This is a genomic window from uncultured Albimonas sp. (assembly GCF_963977235.1).
GTDB lineage: Bacteria > Pseudomonadota > Alphaproteobacteria > Rhodobacterales > Rhodobacteraceae > Albimonas.
The window spans coordinates 200,522-223,573 of the sequence record NZ_CAXBOD010000003.1; the positions used below are offsets into that span (position 1 = coordinate 200,522).

General features: G+C 73.0%; 21 protein-coding genes, 1 tRNA gene and 1 pseudogene. 3 read left to right on the forward strand and 20 right to left on the reverse strand.

The annotated features are described in order from the left end of the window. Positions 1–78: 78 nt before the first annotated feature. Genes AAC134_RS04555 through AAC134_RS04575 form a run of 5 tightly spaced genes read right to left on the reverse strand, consistent with a single transcriptional unit; the run spans position 79 to position 5,377 of the window. Positions 79–1,548, reverse strand: a complete 1,470-nt coding sequence (locus AAC134_RS04555) for an FAD/NAD(P)-binding protein (RefSeq protein WP_339947871.1) — start codon at positions 1,546–1,548, stop codon at positions 79–81. Beyond that, a complete protein-coding gene (locus AAC134_RS04560) occupies positions 1,541–2,623 on the reverse strand; it encodes a sulfate/molybdate ABC transporter ATP-binding protein (protein WP_339947872.1) in 1,083 nt (360 codons plus the stop codon). Before AAC134_RS04560 ends, AAC134_RS04555 begins: the two co-directional genes overlap by 8 nt. A 10-nt stretch (positions 2,624–2,633) precedes the next feature. Continuing rightward, positions 2,634–3,467 (reverse strand): sulfate ABC transporter permease subunit CysW, encoded by an 834-nt coding sequence (gene cysW / locus AAC134_RS04565; RefSeq protein ID WP_339947905.1) that lies wholly within the window; start codon positions 3,465–3,467, stop codon positions 2,634–2,636. Positions 3,468–3,513: 46 nt separating this feature from the next. Then, entirely contained in the window at positions 3,514–4,365 is an 852-nt protein-coding gene (cysT, locus tag AAC134_RS04570; protein WP_339947873.1) for a sulfate ABC transporter permease subunit CysT, read from the reverse strand. A 1-nt stretch (position 4,366) separates the two neighbouring features. Next, complete coding sequence (locus AAC134_RS04575) at positions 4,367–5,377, reverse strand: sulfate ABC transporter substrate-binding protein (protein WP_339947874.1); 1,011 nt, start codon at positions 5,375–5,377, stop codon at positions 4,367–4,369. A gap of 178 nt (positions 5,378–5,555) precedes the next feature. Here AAC134_RS04575 and AAC134_RS04580 point away from each other — a divergent pair, with 178 nt between their 5' ends. Next, a complete protein-coding gene (locus AAC134_RS04580) occupies positions 5,556–6,014 on the forward strand; it encodes an Rrf2 family transcriptional regulator (RefSeq protein ID WP_339947875.1) in 459 nt (152 codons plus the stop codon). Between the two features lie 166 nt (positions 6,015–6,180). Here the strand turns inward: AAC134_RS04580 and AAC134_RS04585 are convergent, their stop codons facing one another. From AAC134_RS04585 to AAC134_RS04655, 15 genes and pseudogenes are all read right to left on the reverse strand, one after another. Further along, positions 6,181–7,149, reverse strand: coding sequence for an alpha/beta hydrolase (locus tag AAC134_RS04585; protein ID WP_339947876.1), 969 nt, complete (start codon positions 7,147–7,149; stop codon positions 6,181–6,183). After that, on the reverse strand, positions 7,146–7,967 hold the full coding sequence (locus tag AAC134_RS04590; RefSeq protein ID WP_339947877.1) for an MBL fold metallo-hydrolase: 822 nt from the start codon (positions 7,965–7,967) through the stop codon (positions 7,146–7,148). Before AAC134_RS04590 ends, AAC134_RS04585 begins: the two co-directional genes overlap by 4 nt. A gap of 160 nt (positions 7,968–8,127) precedes the next feature. Then, positions 8,128–9,120, reverse strand: a complete 993-nt coding sequence (locus tag AAC134_RS04595) for an alpha/beta hydrolase (RefSeq protein ID WP_339947878.1) — start codon at positions 9,118–9,120, stop codon at positions 8,128–8,130. Positions 9,121–9,377: 257 nt separating this feature from the next. Next, positions 9,378–11,099, reverse strand: coding sequence for an ATP-binding protein (locus AAC134_RS04600; RefSeq protein ID WP_339947879.1), 1,722 nt, complete (start codon positions 11,097–11,099; stop codon positions 9,378–9,380). Positions 11,100–11,127: 28 nt separating this feature from the next. Then, positions 11,128–11,505 (reverse strand): response regulator, encoded by a 378-nt coding sequence (locus tag AAC134_RS04605; protein ID WP_339947880.1) that lies wholly within the window; start codon positions 11,503–11,505, stop codon positions 11,128–11,130. A 75-nt stretch (positions 11,506–11,580) separates the two neighbouring features. Beyond that, positions 11,581–12,222, reverse strand: a complete 642-nt coding sequence (locus AAC134_RS04610; protein ID WP_339947881.1) for a response regulator transcription factor — start codon at positions 12,220–12,222, stop codon at positions 11,581–11,583. Between the two features lie 8 nt (positions 12,223–12,230). Then, positions 12,231–12,941: a TRAP transporter large permease subunit gene (locus tag AAC134_RS04615; RefSeq protein WP_339947882.1), complete on the reverse strand. Its 711-nt coding sequence runs from the start codon at positions 12,939–12,941 to the stop codon at positions 12,231–12,233. Between the two features lie 157 nt (positions 12,942–13,098). Beyond that, a pseudogene (locus AAC134_RS04620) lies at positions 13,099–13,551 on the reverse strand (hypothetical protein); the annotation flags it as partial. A 673-nt stretch (positions 13,552–14,224) separates the two neighbouring features. Then, positions 14,225–14,314, reverse strand: a tRNA-Ser gene (locus AAC134_RS04625). Between the two features lie 295 nt (positions 14,315–14,609). Next, positions 14,610–15,161, reverse strand: a complete 552-nt coding sequence (locus AAC134_RS04630; RefSeq protein ID WP_339947883.1) for a hypothetical protein — start codon at positions 15,159–15,161, stop codon at positions 14,610–14,612. 1 nt (position 15,162) lies between these two features. Continuing rightward, positions 15,163–16,422, reverse strand: coding sequence for an agmatinase family protein (locus AAC134_RS04635; protein WP_339947884.1), 1,260 nt, complete (start codon positions 16,420–16,422; stop codon positions 15,163–15,165). Next, positions 16,406–17,212, reverse strand: a complete 807-nt coding sequence (locus tag AAC134_RS04640) for an ABC transporter ATP-binding protein (RefSeq protein ID WP_339947885.1) — start codon at positions 17,210–17,212, stop codon at positions 16,406–16,408. The genes AAC134_RS04635 and AAC134_RS04640 overlap by 17 nt, the downstream gene beginning before the upstream one ends. Further along, the gene (locus AAC134_RS04645) at positions 17,209–18,021 is read right to left on the reverse strand and encodes an ABC transporter permease subunit (protein WP_339947886.1); all 813 of its coding nucleotides are present in this window, start codon (positions 18,019–18,021) and stop codon (positions 17,209–17,211) included. Before AAC134_RS04645 ends, AAC134_RS04640 begins: the two co-directional genes overlap by 4 nt. Before the next feature lie 144 nt (positions 18,022–18,165). Next, positions 18,166–19,266: a putative urea ABC transporter substrate-binding protein gene (locus tag AAC134_RS04650; protein WP_339947887.1), complete on the reverse strand. Its 1,101-nt coding sequence runs from the start codon at positions 19,264–19,266 to the stop codon at positions 18,166–18,168. 380 nt (positions 19,267–19,646) lie between these two features. Then, the gene (locus AAC134_RS04655; protein WP_339947888.1) at positions 19,647–21,368 is read right to left on the reverse strand and encodes a peroxidase family protein; all 1,722 of its coding nucleotides are present in this window, start codon (positions 21,366–21,368) and stop codon (positions 19,647–19,649) included. A gap of 280 nt (positions 21,369–21,648) precedes the next feature. Here AAC134_RS04655 and AAC134_RS04660 point away from each other — a divergent pair, with 280 nt between their 5' ends. Further along, positions 21,649–22,155, forward strand: a complete 507-nt coding sequence (locus AAC134_RS04660) for a hypothetical protein (protein WP_339947889.1) — start codon at positions 21,649–21,651, stop codon at positions 22,153–22,155. Positions 22,156–22,544: 389 nt separating this feature from the next. Beyond that, positions 22,545–23,015 carry a transcription elongation factor GreA gene (greA, locus tag AAC134_RS04665; RefSeq protein ID WP_339947890.1) on the forward strand — a complete coding sequence of 157 codons (471 nt, stop codon included), beginning with the start codon at positions 22,545–22,547 and terminating at the stop codon, positions 23,013–23,015. The last annotated feature ends 37 nt before the right edge of the window (positions 23,016–23,052 follow it).

Consider the following 23,052-nt stretch of genomic DNA (forward strand, 5'->3'; position numbering starts at 1 on the left):
GGGCGGGCGCAGCGAAGCATGGAAGCCGGTCCGGGGGAAGGGCCCCGCGCATGCGCCCTCCCCCCTCGGCCGCGACGCTCAGCCGCCGCCCTGCGCCGCGCAGGCGGGCGCGGCGCCCCGCATCGAGAGCAGGTCGCGAAGGGTCTGCGCGGCAAGCGCGGCCTGGCGTGCGATCTCGGGGACGGCGGTGATCTCGAACAGGCTGCCCTGCCCCAGGGGGCCGAGCGCGAACAGCCCGCTGACGTCGCCGCCCTCGGGGCGCCAGAGCCGCCCGTCCGCCGAAACGCGCAGGCCGACGCCGGCGGGATCGGGCGCGGCGAGTCGCTGCTCGATCAGGCTCGCCAGCAGGGGCGACGAGAGGTCCGGGCGGTGGCCCGAACAGTCGATGGCCAGATCGACGTCGAGCGAGGCGATCCCCCTCTCCCCCCGCCAGGCGACGCGCAGGCGGCAGGGGGCCTCGCCGCTCGCCGACAGGATCCGGCCGGCGCGCAGGCGGGTGCGGGGACGGGCGAGCTCGGCGGTCAGCCGCTCGTGCTGGGCGGGCGGCAGGCGGTGGCGATGCGCGTCCCAGAACGGGCGCAGGTGGCGCATGAAACGGGCGCGGTCCTCCTCGGTCAGCCCGTGCCAGATGTGCTGGGCGTGGGGGCGCAGGCGGTTGACCTCGCCCTGCCAGGGGCGCCCCGCGGCCTCCGCCGCCCGGGTTGCGGCGCGCAGGTCGCGCAGCAGGTCCGCAAGACGAACGCCGGCGGGGGTCCGCAGGGCCGGCGGGCGGGCCGCCGTCTCGGCATGGGCGCGGGGCGCGAGCGCCCGGCGGGAGATCACCTCGACCTGCGCCTCGCAGCCGTCGGCGCGCAGGCGCAGCAGCACGTCGGCCATGGTCAGGCCCGCGCCGATCAGCGCGACGCGGCGCAGCCCGGCAAGGTCGCGCGGCGCGATCGGCTCGTGGGGCGAGCGGCCGAAACGGGGCTGTGGATCGCCGTAGCCGGTGGCCAGCGCCACCGCATCGGCGTGCAGCTCCGGCCCCTCGTTCAGCGTCACGGAAAAGCCGCCGCCGGGGGCGGGCGAGATCCGGCGCGCCTCCCGCTCCAGCGTCTCGAGCGTGACATGGGGATGGGCGGCGACGGTCTGCGCCAGGCGGCGGCGGACATAGTTGGCGAACATGGCGCGGGGCGCGAAACTGTCGGCGATGGTCGCGAGGTCGGCGCCCGCCGCGCCGCTTGGCCCCAGGCCGGGGGCGCCGCAGGCGTCGTCGCCCAGCAGGCTCGCCATCCACTCGGCGAAGTCGCCCGGGCGGTCGTGGAAGATCGAGAGGTCGCGGGCCCGCACGTTCATCCGTTCGCCCGCCCGCGCCCGCCCGTAGGCGATCCCGCCCCCGCGGGAACGGTCGCGGTCCACGATCACCAGGCGAAGGCGGCCCTCGGCGGCCTCGATCAACGCAATGGCGGCCGCGGCGCCGGTGAAGCCGCAGCCCAGGATCGCGACGCACGGCGGCCCGCGCCGGGCCACCAGGCCGCGCACCCGCGCGAGGGTGTCGCGACGCTCAGCCATGGGCCGCCTGCCGGGCCGCCTGCGGTCGCGTCGCAACGCCGAGGCCGTCGAGCGGATAGAGGCGGAAGGCGAGCGGCCGGAACGCGACCTGCGCCCCCGGGGTTGCAGGATGGGCCAGCGGCAGGTCCAGCTCGACCCGCCGACGCGCCGCGCCCAGCTCCAGCTCCACCCGCCGCACGCCGGCGATGCGCCGCCCGCCCACGATCCGGCCCGAGAGCCCCGCCGCCCCGTCGCCCGCCAGCGTCTGGTGGGGGCGGAAGAACAGCTCGGCCGGCCCCTCCCAGTCGGCGCGCAGGCCGGTGGGGCGATCGTCCAGCAGCACCTCCCCGCCGATGACCCGCACCGGCAGGCGCGAGCTTTCGCCGATGAACCCGTGCACGAAGGCCGAGGCGGGACGGTCGTAGACCTCGTCCGGAGCGGCCGCCTGCTCGATCCGGCCCTGGCTCATCACCACCACGCGGTCGGCCAGCTCCAGCGCCTCCTCCTGGTCGTGGGTGACGAAGACGGTGGTGTGGCCGGTCCGGTCGTGCAGCTCGCGCAGCCAGCGGCGCAGGTCGCGGCGCACCTGGGCGTCGAGCGCGCCGAAGGGTTCGTCCAGAAGCAGCACCCGCGGCTCGATCGCCAGCGCCCGGGCGAGCGCCACCCGCTGGCGCTGGCCGCCGGAAAGCTGGGGCGGATAGCGTTTCTCGAGCCCGCCGAGCTGCACAAGCTCCAGCAGCTCGCGGGCGCGTCGGTCGATCTCGGCGCGCGCCGGGCGCAGGGCGCGCGGGCGGACCGAGAGGCCGAAGCCCACGTTCTCGAGCACCGTCATGTGGCGGAACAGGGCGTAGTGCTGGAACACGAAGCCCACCCGCCGGTCCTGCACCGACAGGCGCGAGGCGTCCTCGGCCCCGAACAGCACCCGGCCCGCGCAAGGCGCCTCGAGCCCCGCGATCAGCCGCAGAAGGGTGGTCTTGCCGGAGCCCGAGGGCCCCACCAGCGCCGCCAGCTCGCCCGAGGCGATGGCGAGCGAGACCTCATGCAGGGCCGGATGACGATCGAAGGCCTTGCGGACGTTTTCGACGCGGACTTCCATGAACGCCTCCTCAGCGCACGCGGCCGGGGGCGCCGCCGAGGCGGGCCTCCAGAACCGTCTTGAGAACCAGGGTGACCAGCGCCAGCAGCGCCAGCAGGGAGGCCACCGCGAAGGCGGCCTGGAAGTTGTATTCGTTGTAAAGAATCTCGACATGCAGCGGCATGGTGTTGGTCAGGCCGCGGATGTGTCCCGAGACGACCGAGACGGCCCCGAACTCGCCCATCGCGCGGGCGTTGCACAGCAGCACGCCGTAGAGCAGGCCCCATCTGGCGTTGGGCAGCGTCACCCGCAGGAAGGTCCGCCAACCCGAGGCGCCCAGCGACAGCGCCGCCTCCTCCTCGGTCACGCCCTGCGCCTGCATCAGGGGGATCAGCTCGCGCGCCACGAAGGGGACGGTGACGAAGACCGTGGCCAGCACGATGCCGGGGACCGCAAACAGGATCTGCACCCCGTGCGCGGCCAGCCACGGCCCCAACGCCGAGCCCGCGCCGAACAGCAGCACGTAGATCAGCCCCGCCACCACCGGCGAGACCGAGAACGGCAGGTCGATCAGCGAGGTCAGCAGCGCCTTGCCGCGGAACTCGTGCTTGGCCACCGCCCAGGCGGCGGCGAGCCCGAAGACGCAGTTCAGCGGCACCGCGACCGCGGCGACCAGCAGCGTCAGCCTTGTCGCCGAGACCGCGTCCGGCTCGACCAGCGCTGCGGCCCAGGCGCCCAGGCCCGCCGACAGCGCCTGCGCGAAGACCGCCGCCAGCGGCGCCAGCAGGAACAGCAGCAGGAAGGCCAGCGCCGTCGCGATCAGCGCCGCGCGCACGGGCCGGGATTCCGTGGCGGCGTCCTGCATCGGGCCCTCGGGGAGCGTCTGCGGAAACCCCGCGGCGGGGGCAAGTTCAGCCATGACCGTATCTCCGACGGCTCCAGGCCTGGAGCGAGTTGATCGAGAGCAGCATCGCAAACGAGATCGCCAGCATCAGCGCGGCGATGGCGGTGGCCGCGGCGTAGTTGAACTCCTCGAGCCGGATCACGATCAGCAGGGGCGCGATCTCGGACCGGTAAGGCAGGTTGCCGGCGATGAAGATGATCGAGCCGTACTCCCCCACCCCCCGCGCGAAGGCGAGCGCGAAGCCCGTCAGCAGGGCGGGCGAGAGCGCGGGCGCCAGGACCCCGAACACCGTCTGCCGGCGGGAGGCGCCCAGCGTGGCCGAGGCCTCCTCGATCTCGCGCTCGATCTCCTCCATCACCGGCTGCACGGTGCGCACCACGAAGGGCAGGCCCACGAAGACCAGCGCCACGACGATGCCGAGCGGCGTGTAGGCGACCTTCAGCCCCAGCGCGGCCAGCGGCGCCCCGATCCAGCCGTCGGCGGCATAGAGCGCGGTCAGCGCGATGCCGGCCACCGCGGTGGGCAGCGCGAAGGGCAGGTCCACGGCCGCGTTCAGCAGCGGCCGGCCGGGGAAGCGGTAGCGCACCAGCACCCAGGCGACGAGCGCCCCGAACACCACGTTCACCGCCGCCGCAGCCAGCGCGCAGCCAAAGCTGACCCGCAGGGCGGCGAGCGTGCGCTCGTCGCTCGCCAGGCGCCAGAATTCCGCCCAGCCCAGGTCCGCCGAGCGCCAGACCACGCCCGACAACGGGATCAGCACCACCAGCGAGAGGTAGAGGAGGGTGAACCCGAGCGTCGGCCCGAAGCCCGGGATCACGCTCGGTCGCCGGAGGGCCGGCAGGGTCAGGGCGCGGGCCATCTCAGCGCGCCGGACGATAGAGGCGGTCGAAGACCCCGCCCTCGGCAAAATGGGTCGCCTGCGCCTCGGCCCAGGAGCCGAAGACGTCCTCGACCCGCACCCGCGTCACCTCGGGGAACAGGCGCATGTGCTCGGGGTCGGCAAGCTCCGGCCGGGCGGGTCGGTAGTGGTGCTTGGCCGCCAGCTTCTGGCCCGTCTCCGAATAGAGGAAATCGAGATAGGCCTGCGCCGTCTGCGTCGTGCCGTTGGCCTCGGCGTTGGCCGCGACCAGCGCCACCGGCGGCTCGGCCAGGATCGAGACCGAAGGGACCACGATCTCGAACCCATCCGTCCCGAGTTCGTCGAGCGAGAGATACGCCTCGTTCTCCCAGGCCAGCAGCACGTCGCCGATGCCCCGCCGGGTGAAGGTCAGGGTCGAGCCGCGCGCGCCAGTGTCGAGCACCGGAACGTTGGCGTAGAGCGAGGCGACGAAAGCCTCGACCTTCGCCTCGTCCCCGTCATAGGCCCCCAGCGCCCAGATCCAGGCCGCGAGGTAGTTCCACCGCGCCCCGCCCGAGGTCTTGGGATTGGGCGTGATCACCTGCACGTCGTCGCGCGCCAGGTCGTCCCAGTCCTCGATCCCCAGGGGGTTCCCCTTCCGCACCAGGAACACGATGGTCGAGGTGTAGGGCGAGGCGGCGTCGGGCAGTCGGCTCTGCCAGTCGGCGGGGAGCTTGCCGCTCAGCGCCGCGATCTGGTCGATGTCCACCGAGATCGCCAGCGAGACGATGTCCGCCGGCAGCCCGTCGATCACCGAGCGGGCCTGTTTTCCCGACCCGCCATGGGACATTCTAATCTCGACCTCTTCGCCGGTCTTTTGCTTCCAGAAGGCGGTGAAGGCGGGGTTGATCTCGGCATAGAGCTCCCGCGTGGGATCGTAGCTGACGTTGAGCAGAGTGATCTGCGCCAGCGCGGATCCAGTCCCCATGACAAGGGCCAGGGCGACCAGGCGAACGGTTCGGGCGAGGGCCATCGGGCGTCTCCTTGCGACTCGATACCCCTTAATCTCTACCTTGTCTGTCTAGTTAAGCAAGATATTAGTGCCAAGGCCGCGATCCACGCCGGCTGTGCCTTGTGGGCGGGGCGGTTCCGGGCTATCGGGAACCCTCCCCGCCGTTGTCGAGGAAGGCCGCTCCGGCCGCCGCAGCAGGATGATCTCCCAGAAGGCCCAGTATGCGCTCCGCGCCCTGATCGAGCTCGCCAAGGCCGAGGCCGGCGAAGCGCGCCAGATCGGCGAGATCGCCGACGCCCAGGGCATCCCCAAGAAGTTCCTCGAGCAGATCCTGCTGGACCTCAAGCACCACGGCATCGTGCTGAGCAAGCGAGGCAAGGCGGGCGGCTACCTCCTGCTGCGCCCGGCCGACACCATCACCTTCGGGGAAGTGCTGCGGATCGTGGACGGACCGATCGCGCCCCTGCCCTGCCTGAGCCGCATCGCCTACCGCCGCTGCGACGGCTGCCCCGCGGACACCGCCCCGGACAGCGCCTGCGAGATCCGCCAGGTCTTCGCCCGCGTGGCCGACGCCAGCCGCCGGGTGCTCGACGGCGCCACCATCGCCGAAGCCCTTTCCGGGGGCCCCGGCCTCGCTCGGGCCGCAGGCGAAGGCTGAACGGCGACGCGGGGGCGGCAGGCGAGCGCGTCCGCTCAGGGCTGCGTCCCCGGCGGCGACCCGCGGGGCGCGGACGATACGCGGACGATCCGGCGCGCGCCGGGGGGCGCGCGCCGGGGGGCGCGCGCCGGTCGATCGGGGACGGGACGTCCCGCCAGACCCGCCCTCAGGCCCGGAAGAAGGCGAGGAGGTCCGCGTTGATCTCGTCGGGGTGCGTCGTGCACATGCCGTGGTCGAAGCCCGGATAGGTCTTCAGCGTGCCGTTGCGCAGCAGCTTGACCGAGAGCGGGGCCGAGTCCGCATAGGGCACGATCTGGTCGTCGTCGCCGTGCATCACCAGGACAGGGACCGCGATGGCCTTGAGATCCTCGGTGAAGTCGGTCTCCGAGAACGCCTTGATGCCGTCGTACTGGGGCCCGGCCCCGCCCATCATGCCCTGCCGCCACCAGTTCTGGATCACCCCCTGGCTGACCTGCGCGCCGGGGCGGTTGTAGCCATAGAACGGGCCCGCGGCGACGTCCCAGAAGAACTGGGCGCGGTTGGCGGCATGGGCGGCGCGAAAGCCGTCGAAAACCTCGATCGGCAGGCCGCCGGGGTTGGCCGCGGTCTTGACCATGATCGGAGGCACGGCGCCGATCAGCACCGCCTTGCCGACGCGGCCGGGCTCGGCGCGGGCGACATAGCGGGCGACCTCGCCGCCGCCGGTCGAATGGCCCACGTGGATCGCGTCGCGCAGGTCCAGCGCCTTGACCAGCGCGGCAACGTCGGCGGCGTAACCGTCCATGTCGGCGCCCGCGCCGGTCTGGCTCGAGCGGCCGTGCCCGCGCCGGTCATGGGCGATCACCCGGAACCCGTGGGCCCGGAAGAACAGCATCTGCGCGTCCCAGTCATCCGCGCTCAGCGGCCAGCCGTGGTGGAACACGATGGGCCGGGCGTCGCGCGGGCCCCAGTCCTTGTAGAAGATCTCGGCGCCGTCGGCGGCGGTCACATAGCCCATGGTCAGCTCCTGCTGTTCGGGGTCGGAGAAAGAGGCGGCCTGCGCGGCGGGGGCGGCGGCAAGCGCCAGGCCGGCGCCGCCCGCGAGCAGCGCGTCGCGCCGGGAGAGGCCGCGGATCGAAGAAGACGCGGGGGTCATGTCGGGATCCTTTCAGGGAGGGAGGGGAGGAAGCGGTAGGCCGCGCCGCGGCGCTCGACCCGGCCCGGGCCGGAGCGGGTCCAGTGGTATCCGAGCACCTGCATCCGCGCGCTCGCCGCGCGATCGAGCAGGCGCCGGCGGGTCTCGAGCGCGAGGTCGGGGTCCGTGTCGAAGCCGAAGCGCCAGCCCGGATTCTCGAAGAAGATGACGTCGTGGGTGCAGGCGTCGCCGACCAGCAGCAACGGCTCGGGCCCGTCGAGCTCGACCGACATGTGCCCGGGCGTGTGGCCGGGGGTGGAGACCAGCCGCACGCCGGGCGCGACCTCGTCGCCGCAGACGTGGCGGCGCACGCGATCCTCGACCGCCAGAAGGTCGCGCCGGGCGCCGCGGGCGAAGGCGTGCAGGGCGGGGGCGCGTCGCGCCTCGAAGCGGGGATCGGTCCAGAAATCCCATTCCTCGCGGCCGACGTGCCAGGTCGCCTCGGGGAACAGGAGGGTCCCGTCGGGCTGGAGGGCGCCGCCGGAGTGGTCGGGATGGGCGTGGGTGAGGATCACCCGCGTGACCGCGCGCCGGTCGATGCCGGCGGCGGCGAGATTGCCCGCCAGGCGACCGAGGCTGGCCTGGAAGGCGTCGCCGGCGCCGACGTCGACGACGATCAGCTCCTCGCCCGCCCGGATCACCGGCACGTTCGCGCGCACCTGCGCGCCGGCCGCGTCGCCGCCGAGCCGGCGCAGCATGGCAAGGCGGGGACCCTCCTGCGCCTCGGGCATCAGGATCTCGGCGCCGAGGGTCAGCGCGCCGTCGCTGAGGATCGTCACCTCGAAGCGGCCGTGCCGGAAGACGGGGGGCGCGGAGCGAGGCGGGGGGGCGGCGTCTCGATCGGGGGGGCGAGGGTCATGGCGGCCTCCGTGAGGGTCAGGGCGGCGGCGAGGCGGGCCTGCCTCGCCGCCGGAGCTGGCGGGGTCAGAAGGGACGGGGTCAGAGGGGGGTGGCGCGGACGAAGCCCGCGATCAGGCCCGCGACGAATTCGGGCATCTGGTGCTGGGGCGCGTGGCCGGCCTGGGGGATGGTGACCAGGTGCAGGCTGGGCCAGACGCGGTTCAGCGCGTGCCAGTTCTGCACCGGGAAGACGACCTCGTGATCGCCCGAGATCACCAGGACCGGCACGCCGCCGCCGCGAAAGAAGGCCTCGTGCCGGCCGTCGGGATCAGGGAACACGGCGGCGGGGTCATGGGACTCCTGCAACAGGCGCAGGAAGGTCTCGGGCGGGACCGGCGGGCTGACGTCGCCCTCCCGCGCGGCGATCCGGGCGTGGGACGCCTCGGCGGCGGCGCGGCTGGAGGGCGAGGCCGGCTCGAAGAACAGGATCGTCTCGTCCTCGAGGTCGTTGACCGGCTTCAGCGCGGTCTGAAGGAAGATCGGCTCGGCGTCGTGGGGCTGGGGACCGGGCGGAGTCGTGCCGATCAGCACCAGCTGGCGCACCCGCTCGGGGTGGGCGGCGGCGAAGATCTGGGCCGCCACGCCCCCCAGCGACCAGCCGCCAAGCACGAAGCGCCCCAGCCCCAGCCCGTCGGCGAGATCGAGGATGTCCCGCGCCATTCGCTCGCGCCCATACGACGGGGCGCCGGTCGACTGGCCGAGGCCGGTGTAGTCGAAGATCACCACAGTGAAGCTGGCCGCGAGCGCGTCGAGGAAGGCGGGATCCCAGCTGTCCATCACGCCGCGAAAGCGCAGGGCGAGCACCAGCGTCGGGCCTTCGCCGAACCTCCGGTAGGCGAGACGTCGGCCGCGGATCTCGATGAGCTGCGAAGGCGCGGTCCGGGCGCCCTGCCGGCCGGACGCCCGGACCGGCGCGCCGGTCGAGAGCGTGACCGGCCGCTCTCCGGCCTGGGTGCGGCCGGCGCGGGCCATGGCCGAGATCACCGAGGACAGCGGCGGCGCGAGACTGATGCGAGTGGCGTAGAAGTCCATGACAACTCTCCCTTCTGACATGTCGCCGGCGCGATGGGCCGCGGCGAGACGAGGCGCAGGGGGAGCGTTCCTCGACCGTCCCGCCGGCGGGCGGGCGCGTCGGACCCTTTCGGGGCGAGCGGTCTTCGGATCGGGCTGGGCGCGCTCGCCTGAGCGAGGGTCGCCGCGTCTCCCCGCGGCGTCCCGGTCCGGGGCGCCGTGGGGTCAGAATGTCGGGATCACAGCCATCGGCCTATTCTACGGCGGGTCGGTCGCGATCAGACGATGGTATGAGCGGGATCATCCGGCCCCGCGCCGGAGGCGCCATCGCGGCCCCCGCCGGAGGCGCCATCGCGGCCCCCGCGGGAGGCGCCATTGCGGCCCGCGCCGGGGGCGCCGGTGTGGGCGGCGACGCCGGCGGGCCGGGGCTCGACGGGGCGGGCCAGCGGCAGCTCGACCGTGAAGCAGGCGCCGCCGCCGGGGCGGTTGGCGGCGCGCACGCTGCCCTCGAAGGTCTCGATGATGCTGCGCACGATGGCCAGGCCCATGCCCATGCCCTCGGTGCGGGTGGTGAAGAAGCTGTCGAAGAGCCGGGGCAGATGCTCGGCCGCGATCCCCGGCCCGGCGTCGGCGATCTCGATCGCGATCCGGTCGCCGGCGCGGCGGACGCCAAGGTCGAGCCGCGGCGAGGGCCGACCCGCCATCGCCTGCAAAGCGTTCAGCGCGAGGTTCACCGTCACCTGCTGAAGCTGCACCCGGTCGGCGGCGACCATCGGCTCGTCAGGGTCGAGATGCAGCGCCAGCCGGGCGCCCTGCTGGCGGATCTCGGCCTCGAGGAAGGCGGCCGCGTCGCGCAGCGCCGCGTTGGCCGAGGACGGCCCGCCCGAGGGCGCCTCGCCCGCCACCATCCCCCGGATCCGGTCGATCACCTCCGAGGCGCGGCGCGCGTCGGCGGCGATGCGCCCGGTCAGCAGCCGGGCCTCGGCCACCTCGGGCGCCGGCCGGTCCAGCCAGCGCATTCCCGCGGCCGCGTTGGCGGCGATGGCCGCGAGCGGCTGATTGACCTCATGCGCGATCGAGGCGGTCAGCTCGCCCAGCATCGAGACCCGCGCCGCCCGCGCCAGCTCGGCGCGCATCCCCGCCAGGGCCTGCTCGGCCGCGACCCGCGCGCTCAGGTCGATCACCCCGACCAGCAGCGTGCCCTTGTTCATCGTGTCGGGCGGGAAACAGGCGGTGAACAGGGCCGGGAACTCCCGCCCGTCTATGGCGCGCAGCCGCGTTTCGGAGGCGTAGCTGGGCGCCCCGGTCACCGCCGCGACCACCGAGGCGGCATAGACCCCCGAACTCGCCTCGGGCCAGAACGGCTCGACGCTGGTCAGCAGTTCGGCCTTCGGGTCGGGCGCTCCGGGGCGGCCGAACAGCGCCACAGTCTTCTCGTTCACGTCGATCACCCGGGTCGCGCGCATCATCTCGCGCACGAACTCGGGGTGGGCGGCGAAATAGGCGGCGTAGTCGGCGATCTCGCCCGATTTGCGCAGGGCGTGGAGCCGCGCGCCGACGGGGAAGAAATCCAGCTCCCAGAAGCTGGCGGCCATCGCCTGGAAGAGGTTGCGGTAGCGGTGCTCGGACTTGCGCAGGGCGGCCTCGTCCCGGCGGGCGTCGGTGACGTCGCGCCCGGTCTCGAGGATCGCCTCCCCGCCCTCCGCCAGGCGCAGACGCCAGGCCAGCGCCACCCGGCGCGGCTCGCCCCCGGCGCCCCGGCGCAGACGCTCGCCCTGCCAGGCGCCCTGCGCGCGCAGGATCGCAAGGGCGGCCGCGTCCTCGTCCGGCCCCGCCTCCCCGAACAGCTCGGCGGCGGGGCGGCCGGCGGCGCGCGCGGGCTGGGGACCGTAGAGCGTCTCGGCCGCCGCGTTCCACCACAGGATGCGGCCGTCCGGGCTGCGCAGCACGACGCTTTCCTGCACCAGGTCGAGCACGCCCGCCTCGGCCGCGCTCAGCATCGCGCGCCCCGGCCCGCAAGGCTGCGGCTCAGACCGGCCGCGCCGCAAGCGCGCGGGCGATGCAGTCGATCAGCTCGCCCGGCTCCACCGGCTTGCGCAGCAGGCGCAGGGCGCCGCCGGCAAGCGCCTCGGCCGCAAGCCGCGGCTCGGACCGCGCGGTGACCAGGATCACCGGAGGCCGCGCGCCCTGCGCCCTCAGCGCCGCCAGCAGCGCGAGCCCGCCCATCCCCGGCATCTGCAGGTCCGAGACGACGCACGCGGCCTCCCTCCGCTCGGCCGAGGCCAGGAACCGCTCGGCCGAGTCGAAGCCCGCCGCGCGCCAACCCAGCGCGCGCACCAGGCTTTCCATCGCCCGCAGGAACGGGGCGTCGTCGTCGACGATGGCGATCAGGGGAAGCGAGGTCACCAGGGATCCTTGCGCGGCGCGCCGGCGGGGCCGAGGCCGGATCGTCCCTTTCGCACGGATGGGCGGGGGCGGGTATCATACCAACGTGTCATCGGCGGGCCGCGCGGGCGCGGCGGCGATCGCGTCCTGCATCCGCACCAGGTCCGGCAGGGTTCGCGCGTCCATCTTCCGCATCGCCGCGCCGCGGTGGATCTTCACCGTGATCTCGCTGATCCCCAGTTCGCCCGCCACCTGCTTGTTGAGCAGCCCCGCGGCGACCCGCGCCATCACCTGCCGCTCCCGCGGCGAGAGGGTCGCGTAGCGCGCACGCAGCGCCTCGAGCCCGTGCCGCTCCGCCCGCCGGGCGCGGTCGATCGCCAGCGCCCGCGCCACCGCGTCCAGCAGGTCCTGTTCGCGAAACGGCTTCGAGAGGAAGTCGACCGCCCCGGCCTTCATTCCCCGCACGCTCATCGGGATGTCGCCATGGCCAGTGACCAGGATCACCGGCAGCTCCACCCCGCGTTCGGCCAGCAGTTCCTGCAGGTCGAGCCCGCTGGTCCCCGGCAGCCGCACGTCCAGCACCAGGCAGCTTTCGACGTCGGGCCGCTCGGCTTCGAGGAACGCCTGGGTCGAGCCATGGGTCCTGCTCTCGAGCCCGACGGACTGCAGCAGGCTGGCGATGGCCAGCCTGACGGCTTCGTCGTCGTCCAGAACATGCACCACGGGCCTCGTCGTCATGGCGCGAACTATTCCCGCCCCACGGCCGTCTGGCAATCGAGATGTGCGCGGGCAAGCGACTCCGCCGGCGTCGGCGGACGACAAGGCGAACCGCCTCGCGCGTCGACGAGACGCCTGCCCTGTTCGGCCGTCCTGCAGCGGATCCCGGACGACCCGATGGCGCAGATCGCAGTCGCCCGCCTCATCGACAGCGTCAGGGCGCCCGATCGATGGGCCCCTGGCTCGCGCCGAACCGGGTCGCGCTCGACCCGCCGGAGCCTCCGCTCCGCTTCGGCCGACCCTCGATCGAGATCTCGCTCGTGGGGTCTCGATCGAGGGTCACGGCGGACGCCGGGGACATCAGCGCGAAGACCCCGCGCGCCCCGCCGCCGAAGGACGCGAGCGCGCGGACGGTCGCCCCGATGCTCGCCCCCGAAAGCGCCGAGGAGATGGACGGCGCCCTCCCTGGGCGGCGTGCAGGGCCCGGTCGCCAGGTTCCCCACCATCATCAGGCCGAGCTGGACAAGGTCCAGTCCGATCGCCTGGCCGATCGCGGCGAACAGGGCCCCGAGCAGCAGGATCGCCGCCGGAAGGTCGAGAAGCGCGTCCACGTTCAGCGTGATCATGTCGAGCGCGAGGACCACCATCCACGGTTCGTCGAAGGCCGCCTGCGCCCGCTCCTCCGGGTCCTGGGCCACGCGCTCGGCCCTCAGCACCCGCTGGATGGTCGAGGACGCCATGATGATGCTCCTCACCGCGCGTCATCCGGCCCATGTCGACCGCCGCGACCCCGCCCGTCAACGGCGAGCGCGGCAGGTCGCGCATGTAAGCCACGACCGCGACGGCGGCGACCGTCGCCGAGCCGATGACCGAGACCTGTCCGAGCCCGCTCTTGAAGTGGCCGACCATGAAGCGGGCGGTCTTGCCGAGACAGATCCCGAGCTTGCTCGACAGCATCAGGGCGCCCGCGAGAAGGAAGAACGGGATCGCGAGCATCGGGAAGCTCTGCGTCGGCGTGCAGGCGAGCAACGCGCCTTCGGAAGGCGCCGCGTTCATGCGGGTTTCGTCGCCACGATCGCCCGCGTGGCGCGCTTCGGGCAGCTGGCGCTCGAACCGGACCTCAAGCCCATGAAGATGCTCCGGGCCGCGCGTCGCGTGAGCCTCGAGCGCCAGACCGCCCGCCGGATCGCGCCCTGGCCAGCCGACCGTACCGGCCCGCGTCGACAGCACATCCCGGACTTCGGCCCAGAACTCGCGCCATTTTCTGATGGAGGGGTCCCGATCGGCGATGTCGCTCTCGACCCTCATGGCAAGCCCACCGAGCAGGCGGTCGTGCGCCACGGCTCGCATGCGAGGGTCGCTGATCTCTTCGAGGTGGGCCACGCGCTCGCGACGTTCGATGCCGTCGCGGTCCTCGACACACGGCACGGCCCGTCGAAGGATGTCGAGGTCGTCGCGCTGATCCACGGCCGACAGGTGACGCGAGGCCCAGTCGCTTCAGGACGGCGGCAGGCGCCATGTCCGACAGCGGCTTGCAAGACGTCGGGGAGGGCAAGACCAGCGCCTCGAGACCGACGTCGCGCCATTCCACCTTCCCGACCTCGCCAGAGCGGCCTGCGGTCAGAGCACGGCGAGGGCGCCCATGCCGCTAGCCCCGGCGAGGCGTGGCCAGAGGCTCTGGCCGCTCCGCCCAGGGCAAGTCTGCCGAGTGCTTCGCCCCGCTCCGATCGGCGACGAGATAGAGGCCCCTGCCATCGCAATGGCGGCCGGGCCCGTTCATTCGCGCCGCGATCGCGGCGAGCTGCTCCTCCCGATGTCGACCGCGGCGCGTGCCCATCGTGTCGCGGATCGGCGAATGCGCCTGCCTGGCAGTCATCTGGCGCTCGCCAACATCCCACATCTCATCCCGCAATTGCGGTGAGAGGCTGGGAGTTCGCATGACAGAATGTGAGACGGCCGCCCAGCCGTTCCCCTTGCGACCAAGGGAACTCCGTCCGGCGTGAGACTCTCCGGGTGGGGGCTGTGGCGGAGAGACCGGGATTCGAACCCGGGATAGAGTTGCCCCTATACACGCTTTCCAGGCGTGCGCCTTCGACCGCTCGGCCACCTCTCCGTGCGGGTGCGTCTAGCCGAGGGCGGGAGATGTTTCAAGGCGGCAATGGCGGATCGCGACGGCAGGCTGTTGTCGCGAGGAACGGGGCGGACGCTCGACCCATCGTCGCCCGCGCGGCGACGGGCGGGAGGAGTTGGCGGAGAGCGCTTGACGGAGGGGCGAGCCGGAAAACGCGCGGCGCGAGTCCGGCGCAAGGGGGGGCGAGGCGAGGGCGGGAGGCGGGCGCCTCGCCCGATGGCGCTGGCCGCCGCGCTCGCCGGACGGGCGCGGCGGGGAACGTCATCGCCCCCGCGCGTCAGGGGGCCTCGCGGGCCGCCAGGAAGCCGCGGAGGTCGACCACGCGCTTGGCGTCGAGGGAGACGTAGACGAACCCGAGGTTGGTGCGCTCGGCGATCATCTCGCCGGGGAACGGGAGGTAGGACAGCTCCCGGCTGCCGAAGGAGGGGCTGGCGGTGCCGACCTGCCACTCGGTCGTCAGGGTCACGTCCACCAGCTTCAGGGGGGGGCCGCCGGCCTCGTCGGGGACCTCGAGCGGGACGCCGGCGATGCGCAGGTAGGCGGCCTTGTCGCGCGCCTCGCGGAAGCCGTCGATGAACTGGGCGGTCAGGACCTGCAGGTCGGCGGCCTCGTCGGCGGGGTCCATGTGGCTGTGCAGGTGGGTGGCGTGGGCGTGGTTGTGGCCATGGCCCGGAGCATGCCCGTGGCCGGAAGCGTGGCCGTGACCGTTGCCGTGGCCAGAGGCGTGGTCATGGCCGTGAGCGTGTGAATGACCCCGGGCGTGGCCATGTGCATGGGGATGGGCGTGCGCGGGGTCGCGGCCGGGGTTGTGGGGATGATCGTGGGGCATGTCAGCGGCTCCCGGCCGGACGGCCCCAGCGCTTGCCGTGGGTGGCCTCGGACCACTCGCCCATCGGCAGGGTCACGGGCTTGTCGATGTGCCGCTTGTGGGCCCCCATCTTGCCCGCCGCCACCATCGAGCCGAGCACGTCCACGATCACCCGCGTGCCCATCAGCGCGGTGATGTCGGAGGTGTCGTAGGGGGGGCTGACCTCGACCAGCTCCATCCCGCACAGGCCCTCGGCCGCGACCTTGGAGGCGAGCGCGAGCGCCTCGCGCGGCAGGAAGCCGCCCGGCTCGGGCCAGCCGGTGCCCGGCACGAACCCACAGTCGATGCTGTCGATGTCGAAGGACATGTAGACCATGTCGACGCCGTCCCAGGCCATCTCGAGCGCCATCTCGGCGGTGCGGTCGACGCCCATCTTCTCCATGTCGCCCATGGTGATGATGTTGGTCTCCCGCTCGCGGGCGACCTTCACCGCCTCGCGCGGGACCTGCCAGCCGCCGATGCCCACCTGCACCAGGTTCTTGGCCGGCACGTTGGGCATGTTGGTGGCGTGAAACCAGGGCGTGGTGTGCATCCGCTCGTCGAGGTCCTTCTCCTGGATGTCGGCGTGGCGGTCGAAATGCACGATGCCGATCTTCTTGGAGGTGACGTCGGCGATCCCCTTCACGCAGGGGTAGCCGATCGAGTGGTCGCCCCCGATCATGATCGGGAACGACCCCGACGAGGCGACATGGCTGACCGCGCGGGAGATCTGGTCGAAGCTCTTCTCGATGTTGGCGGGGATGGTGAACACGTCGCCCGCGTCGCACAGCGTCATCTGCTCGCGCAGGTCGACGGCCATCTCGTAGTTGTAGGGCGTGTAGAGGGCCGAGATCCGGCGCAGCGCCTGGGGTCCGAAGCGGGTGCCGGGGCGGTAGGTGGCGCCGCCGTCGAAGGGGATGCCCAGGACGGTGGCGTCGTACTGGCCGACCTCGGTCACGTCCTCGGTGTAGGGGGCCTTCAGGAAGGTGTTGATGCCGGCGTAGTGGGGCAGTTCGCCCCGCGCGAAGGTGGGGATCGAGCGGTCCTCGATGCTGTCGGCGCCGGTCAGGCCCATGCGCAGGGCCCAGGCCTTCTCGTTCTCCCACTCGCCGCCGGGGATGTCGGCCTCGGCGCGCATCGCCTTCCAGCCGCGCAGCTTGGTCAGGTCGGGGTGGTGGGCGCGCCGAGCCTCGGGGAACAGGGCGGCGGGGACGCGGCGGCGGGGTTCAGACCTGGGGAACATGGTCGTCCTCTTGGGCTTGCGAGGTCGGGGGCGCGGCGAAGGGGCGGTTCTGGAAGGGGATGCCGCCGTCCCGCGCGTCGAAGTCGTAGGTGATCGTGGCGCCGTAGGCCTCGGGTTCGATGGGATCCCATCGGGGCTTGTCGAAGACCAGCACGCGGTCGCCCAGCTTGAAGGCTTCCTCGAGGTCGTGGCTGACCATGAAAACCGTCATGTTGGTCTCGGCCCGCAGGTCCTGGAGGAAGGCGTGCATCGCCACTCTTGTGCCGGGATCGAGGGCGCCGAAGGGCTCGTCCAGCAGCAGGACGCGGGGGCGCCCGGCCAGCGCCTGGGCGATGGCGAGCCGCTGCTGCATGCCGCCCGACAGCGCGGCGGGCCAGGCGTCGGCGACATGGGCGAGGCCGATCCGCTCGAGCGCCGCGTCGGCGCGTTTGGCGGCCTCGCGGCGGCGGGCGCCGAAGAAGCGCGGCAGGCGGCCGGCGCGGGCGCCGCCCAGCTCCTCGGCCGCGATCAGGTTGCCGCGCACGGTCATGTGCGGGAACACCGAATAGCGCTGGAAGACCACGCCGCGGTCGCGGTCGGGCTCCCGCGCCGGCGGGCGGCCGTCGATGGAGATCTCGCCGCGGGTGGGGCGTTCCTGGGCCAGCAGCAGGCGCAGGAAGGTGGACTTGCCGCAGCCCGAGGCGCCGACGATGGAGACGAATTCGCCCTCGACGACCTCGAGGTTCACGCGCTCCAGGATCGGGCGTCGGCCATAGGAGAGGAAGATGTCGGAGACATTCACAAAGCTCATGTGGCCGGTCCCGCCCAGGGGAAGGCGCGCCGGTGGAGCTGGCGCAGGCCGAGGTCCATCAGGAAGGCGAGCAGGGTGATCCAGATCACATAGGGGATGATCACGTCCATCGCGAAATAGCGGCGCACGAGGAAGATGCGGTAGCCCAGCCCCTCGGTCGAGGCGATGGCCTCGGCCGCGATCAGGAACAGCCAGGCGGGCCCGAGGGAGAGCCGCAGCGCCCCGATCAGGCGCGGCAACACCTGGGGCAGCGCCACCCGGGCCAGGATCGCCCAGGTCGAGGCGCCCAGCGTCTGCGCCTTGACGATCATCTCCTCGGGGATCTCGGCGGTGCGCTGGGCGATGTCGCGGATCAGGACGGGCGCGATGCCGATGGCGATCAGCGCGACCTTGGAGACCTCGCCCAGCCCGAAGACGATGAACAGCACCGGCAGGATCGCCAGCGGCGGGATCAGCGAGATCACCGACACGAACGGCGCCAGCGTGGTGCGGATGCCCGGGATCAGCCCGATCAGCAGCCCGAAGCCCAGCCCCATGGCCGCCGAGATCCCCGCCCCCTGCGCCAGCCGGATCAGCGAGGCGGAGGTGTCGACCCACAACAGCACGTCGCCCGAACGCCGGTCCGCCTCGGTCGCGAGACTGATGGCGGTGTCGAGGATCTGCGTCGGCGCCGGCAGCAGCTTGTCGGCCGGGTTGGCGGCGCGGCGGATGTCGGAGGCGATCACATAGCCCAGGATCGCCAGCGCGAAGGGCAAGGCGGCGAGGCCGAAGGCCAGAAGCCGCCCGGGACGTCGGTTGATCCAGCGCATCGGTTCAGCCCTCCGCCGACAGGGTCGCGGGGCGGACTGGCGGACCGGGGCGGCGCGTCGGGGTCGGCGACAGGCGATTGCTCATGGACGGCTCCCGCAGCGGGCGGCAGGGGAGGGGAGGCCGCGGGGGCCTCCCCGGCGGCGTCACAGCAGACCGTCGGCGGCCATCTTCATGTATTCGACCGAGTAGCGGAACTTCACGTTGGCCTCGTCCCCGGTGACCTCGCCCGAGGGATAAACCACGCCCACGAAGTCGGGCGAGGGCGCGCCGGTCCCCAGGATGCCCTTGTCGAACAGGAACTGGGCCACGTAGGTCATCGTCTCGGCCAGTCTGGGATCCTCGACGAAGGCCACGGCCTCGGCGGGGGTGTAGAACATCGCCGTCGAGTCGAGCTGAGCCTCGTAGCCGGCCTGGTCGGTGCCCGAGGCCTCGCCCATCGCGGCGCGGGCGGCGGCGCCCTCGGGGCTGTCGTCGGACATCAGGGCCATGGTCTCGTACCAGGCGCCCACGACCGCCTTGCCGAAGGCGGGGTTGGCCTCGAGCACCTCGGTGTTGACCGCCAGCAGGTCGATGATCTCGCCGGGGATGTCGGAGCTGTCGGCGACGTTGGTCGCGTCCCCCATCTCGAGGATGGTCGAGACCAGCGGGTTCCAGGTGACCACCGCCTCGACGTCCGAGGTCTGCCAGGCTGCCACCATGTCCGCGTCCGAGGTGTTGATCACCGCGCCGAGATCCCGCTCGGCCAGCTCGGCCTTCTCCAGCGCGCGGGCGAGCAGGTAGTGGGAGACCGACAGCTCGACCAGGTTCACCGGCTTGCCCGCGAGGTCGGCGACGCTCGCGCCCTCGCCCTTGACCAGGATCGCGTCGTTGCCGTTCGAGTAGTCGCCCACGATCAGCGCGGTGGTGTCCACGCCGCCCCCCGCGGGGATCGAGAGCGTGTCCATGTTGGTGGCCGAGACGCCGTCAAAGCCCCCGGCCGTGTACTGGTTGATCGACTCGATATAATCGTTGATCTGCACGATCTCGACGCTGATGCCGTATTTCTCGGCCCATTTGTCCATGATGCCGTGGTCGGCCATGTAGCCCCAGGGCATCCAGCCCACGTAGATCGACCAGGCGATCGAGAACTCGGTCTTCTCCTGCGCGCGCGCCGGGGGGGCGGCGGAGAGGGCCAGCGCGCCGGCCGCGGCGAGCGCGAGGGCCTTGGCGCCGCGACGCGGGGCGGTCTTGCGGAATTGGGTCATCTCGGGTCCTTCCGGCGGTCCCGTCCACGGAGGCTGCGATCCGCCCGCGCGGACGGGACCCAGCGCACGCGTAGCGGACCGTCGCAGTGGCCTCCCGGGCTTTTCTCCCGCCGTGTACCACCCCCGCTGCCGCGAAGGGGCGACGCCTCTCGGACCAGCGCCGCCCTGCGTCCGTCCCTGGCGGGGCGGGCGCGCGGCGGCCGGAACCCTAGGCGTCCTGCGCAGATCCGTTCATGCAGGGGACGTGCCAGAGGCGGCCCAGTCCAGCAGTTTCGACCCTCCGGCGCCGCGACGCCGGACGAAAGCGCCGGACTGGCGTCGACTTAGGCGCCAGACTGCCCACGAATGCAGCGCATCCGCGCACGGCGCCCTTGTCCTGATCACAGCAGTTCCGCGGCCTCCAGCAGGGCGTCGAACCCGTCGACCACCAGCCCGCCGGGGCGGATGCCGTCCTCGGGCGACCAGGGCAGGCCGTGGCGCCCGCGGCTGCGCCAGATCGAGTCGGGGTCCGTGGCGATCATCCCGATCACCGACTCCGCCAGAATCGCGCTGCCCAGCTGCCCCAGACCGCGACCCTCGCGCTGCACCTCCGCCTCGCGCAGAATGTAGAACCACAGGGGCGTCCGCTCCTCGAAGCCGTCTCGGATCGCCTCGCCGGTGTGGCCGCCGCACAGCGCCTCGCGCGAGAGGGGGCGGACGAGGTCGGCGTAGACCCTGTTCAGCTCGCCCGCGCAGGCCTGCGCCGGGGGCAGGTTCAGCGCGTGGCCCTTGCGCAGGGTCGCCAGGGCGAGGTCCTGGAAGGGGCGGGCGAGACGCTCGTCCGGGGCGATGTGACTGCCGATGGCGCGGGCGCCGCGCAGGCCGCCGGGCTGCGGCTCGGCGGCCAGCAGCGACCAGTCGGCCACGAGGTCGGCAGGCAGACGCCCTGACGGGAGCCCCGCGCCGGCGGCGCGCAGTTGCAGGCCGAGACCCGCGCGCGGATGGAAGCGGTTCAGCGGCGCCTCGCGCGGGACCATCGGCAGGCGGAAGCGCGCGGCGGCGGCCCACCACTCCAGCGGCGCGGGCTGCCGGCGGCGGCCGGCCTCGTGCACGCCGTTGCGCATCTCGGTGCAGAACGGCGCGCCGGCGCGGCGCACCCGGGCCAGCACCGCGGGATCGCACAGCCGCGGCAGCCAGCGGTTCAGCGCCAGCCACTGCACGTGGCGGCGCACCTCGCGCCGGGCGTCGTCGAACAGCGCCTCGGGCGGGCGCCCGCCCCGGTCGACCAGCTCGTCCACGATGCGGTTGTGGAACCGCGCCAGCGCCACCTGAAGCTGCGCGAGCAGCAGATGCCCGTCGTTGCGCAGGTCCCCGATCAGCGCCCGGGCGGGGTTCGGCGCCCCGTCGCGCAGGAAGCTGCGGCGCAGGCGCGGCGGCAGGGCCATGATCTCGGCCGTCGTGATCCCCGCCTCGGGATCCTCGGACAGCGCCCGCCCCAGCCGCGGCAGGTCGGCCCCCCGGTCGGCCGGCCGCGCCGTGCGCCCGAGTTCCGAGGGCCCGGGCACGTCCAGCCGCAGCCGCGCCGGGGCCCCCGGCTCGCGCATCAGGCGGGCGATCTTGTCGGCGAGCGGCCCCTCGCCCGCGTCGACGCCGTAGAGACTTTCGAGGTCCAGCGTCCCGTCGCGCAGGTTGGCCAGCGAGCGCTCGACCTCGTCCCGCGCGCGGGGGCGCAGGCGCGCGCTCTCGGGCGAGCGGCCGGCGGTGGTGCGCACGTCGACCATCGCGGTCAGGTCGTGTTCGAGGAACTGGCCGAACAGCGGGTAGATCAGCGGCATGCCGGAGTCCGCGCGGTCGGGCGCGCACTCGTCCTCCGACATCGCCTGGGCGAGGGCCGCGAGGCGCGCGTCCGCATCCGGGGCGTCGGCGACGTCCTCCGCCCAGCGGAACAGGTAGCCGAACGAGGCGCCCGGCGCCTCGCGCGCCCGGCGCAGGCAGCGCCGCGTGTCCTGCGCCGCGGCCATGCGCCCGTCGGGAGCGGCCTCGGCGAGCAGGTCCGGCGCGTTCCCGCCCCCGGCGGCCGCCCAGGGAGCGGCGCGTTGCCCCCGGCCCATCGAATAGATCACCTCGCCCCCCTCCCGCGCCCGCGTCGCCGGCCGTCTCGCGCGAAGACGGCGACGGCGCGAATCCCTCGCGCGCTCCGATTGCTGAAAATCCTGAACCCAGACTTAACGGGTCGGCGCGAATTCTTCGTGAATCGGGTTCCGCGATTCGGCGCCAAGTGCGCGCGCCCCCTCGCCGATCGTCGATTCACGAACGCTTCGCGCCGCGCGGCGGAGCCTTGCGGTGCGGGCGATCGAGGTCCGCGCAGCGGCCAAGGCCGCGTAGATGCAGGGAAATTTCGACATGACCAACGCCGTGTCCACGATCCGCGTTCCGGGCCAGTTCGCCACCGGCGCCGCCCTTTCCGCCTGGTCGCGCAAGCCCTCCGGCCTCGCCCCCGCGCCGGTTGCGCCGGACCACATGTTCACCATCGCCCCCCACGCGATGGAGGCGTTCGGCGCGCTGGTGAAGTCCTGGGCCAAGTCGCCCGAGACCGCGCCCGTCGGCAAGCACTCGGTCGAGAGCTTCGCGGCGATCCTCGAGGCCCACGGCATCGACTACACCCTGCCCACCCGCGCCGGCTGCGAGCTGCGCGAGGTCAACGTCTCGCTGGCCGAGGCGGGGGTGCTGGAGCTGCGGGTGCCGGCCCGGGCGATGATCGAGGCCTCCGAGCGGATGCTGGCCGAGAGCGAGTATCCCCTGCCCTCCTACTGCGCCGACGTGTTCCCCGGCGCCACGCCCGAGATCGACGACAACCTCGAGCTGCACCGCAAGCGCGTCGCCGACTACTGCATCCTCAACTGCGCCTGAGGCTGCGCCGCGGACGGGGGCCCCGGGCCCCCGTCGCCAGCGGCCCGGCGCGCCCGTCGCCAGCGGCGCCTCTTCGACCAGCGTCGCCAGCGGCGCCTCTTCGACCAGCGCGGGCGGCGCCGCTCGCCAGCGCCTGCGACGCCCCCGGTCCGGCGCCGGCGGCCCCCTCTGCCGGCCCGCTTCGCCCGCCCTCGCCCGGCGCCGCGACGTCCGGGCCATGGGCCTCGCGCACGGCATCTTGAAACCCCGTTCGCGCGCCCATAGTCTTCCCCCTCAGCAGCCGCGCCGCTCACTGGCGCGGCTGTGTCGCGTTTCGGGGGCGTCGGGGAATTGGGTCCCGGACCTCCGGGAGGCCAATTCGCAAGTCCCGACCCGGAGGAGGGCGAGGCATGGACAAGGTGCCGATGACAGCCCGCGGCTTCGCCGCGCTGGATGCCGAACTGAAGACGCTCAAGAGCCAGGAGCGCCCGGCCGTGATCCGGGCGATCGCCGAGGCGCGCGAGCATGGCGACCTGTCCGAAAACGCCGAATATCATTCGGCCCGCGAACGCCAGTCGTTCATCGAGGGCCGGATCCAGGAGATCGAGGGCCTGATCTCGCGCGCCGAGGTCATCGACCCGGGCAAGCTTTCGGGCTCGATCAAGTTCGGCGCCACCGTGACCCTCGTCGACGAGGACACGGAGGAGGAGCGGACCTACCAGATCGTCGGCGAGACCGAGGCGGACATCGCCAACGGCCTGCTGAACCTGAAGTCGCCCCTCGCCCGCGCCCTGATCGGCAAGGAGGAGGGCGACTCCGTCGAGGTGATGACCCCCGGCGGCGGCAAGGCCTACGAGGTCCTCAAGGTCGCGTTCCTCTGACGACCCCGCGCCGGGGCGCCCCTGCGCCCGGGCGCCC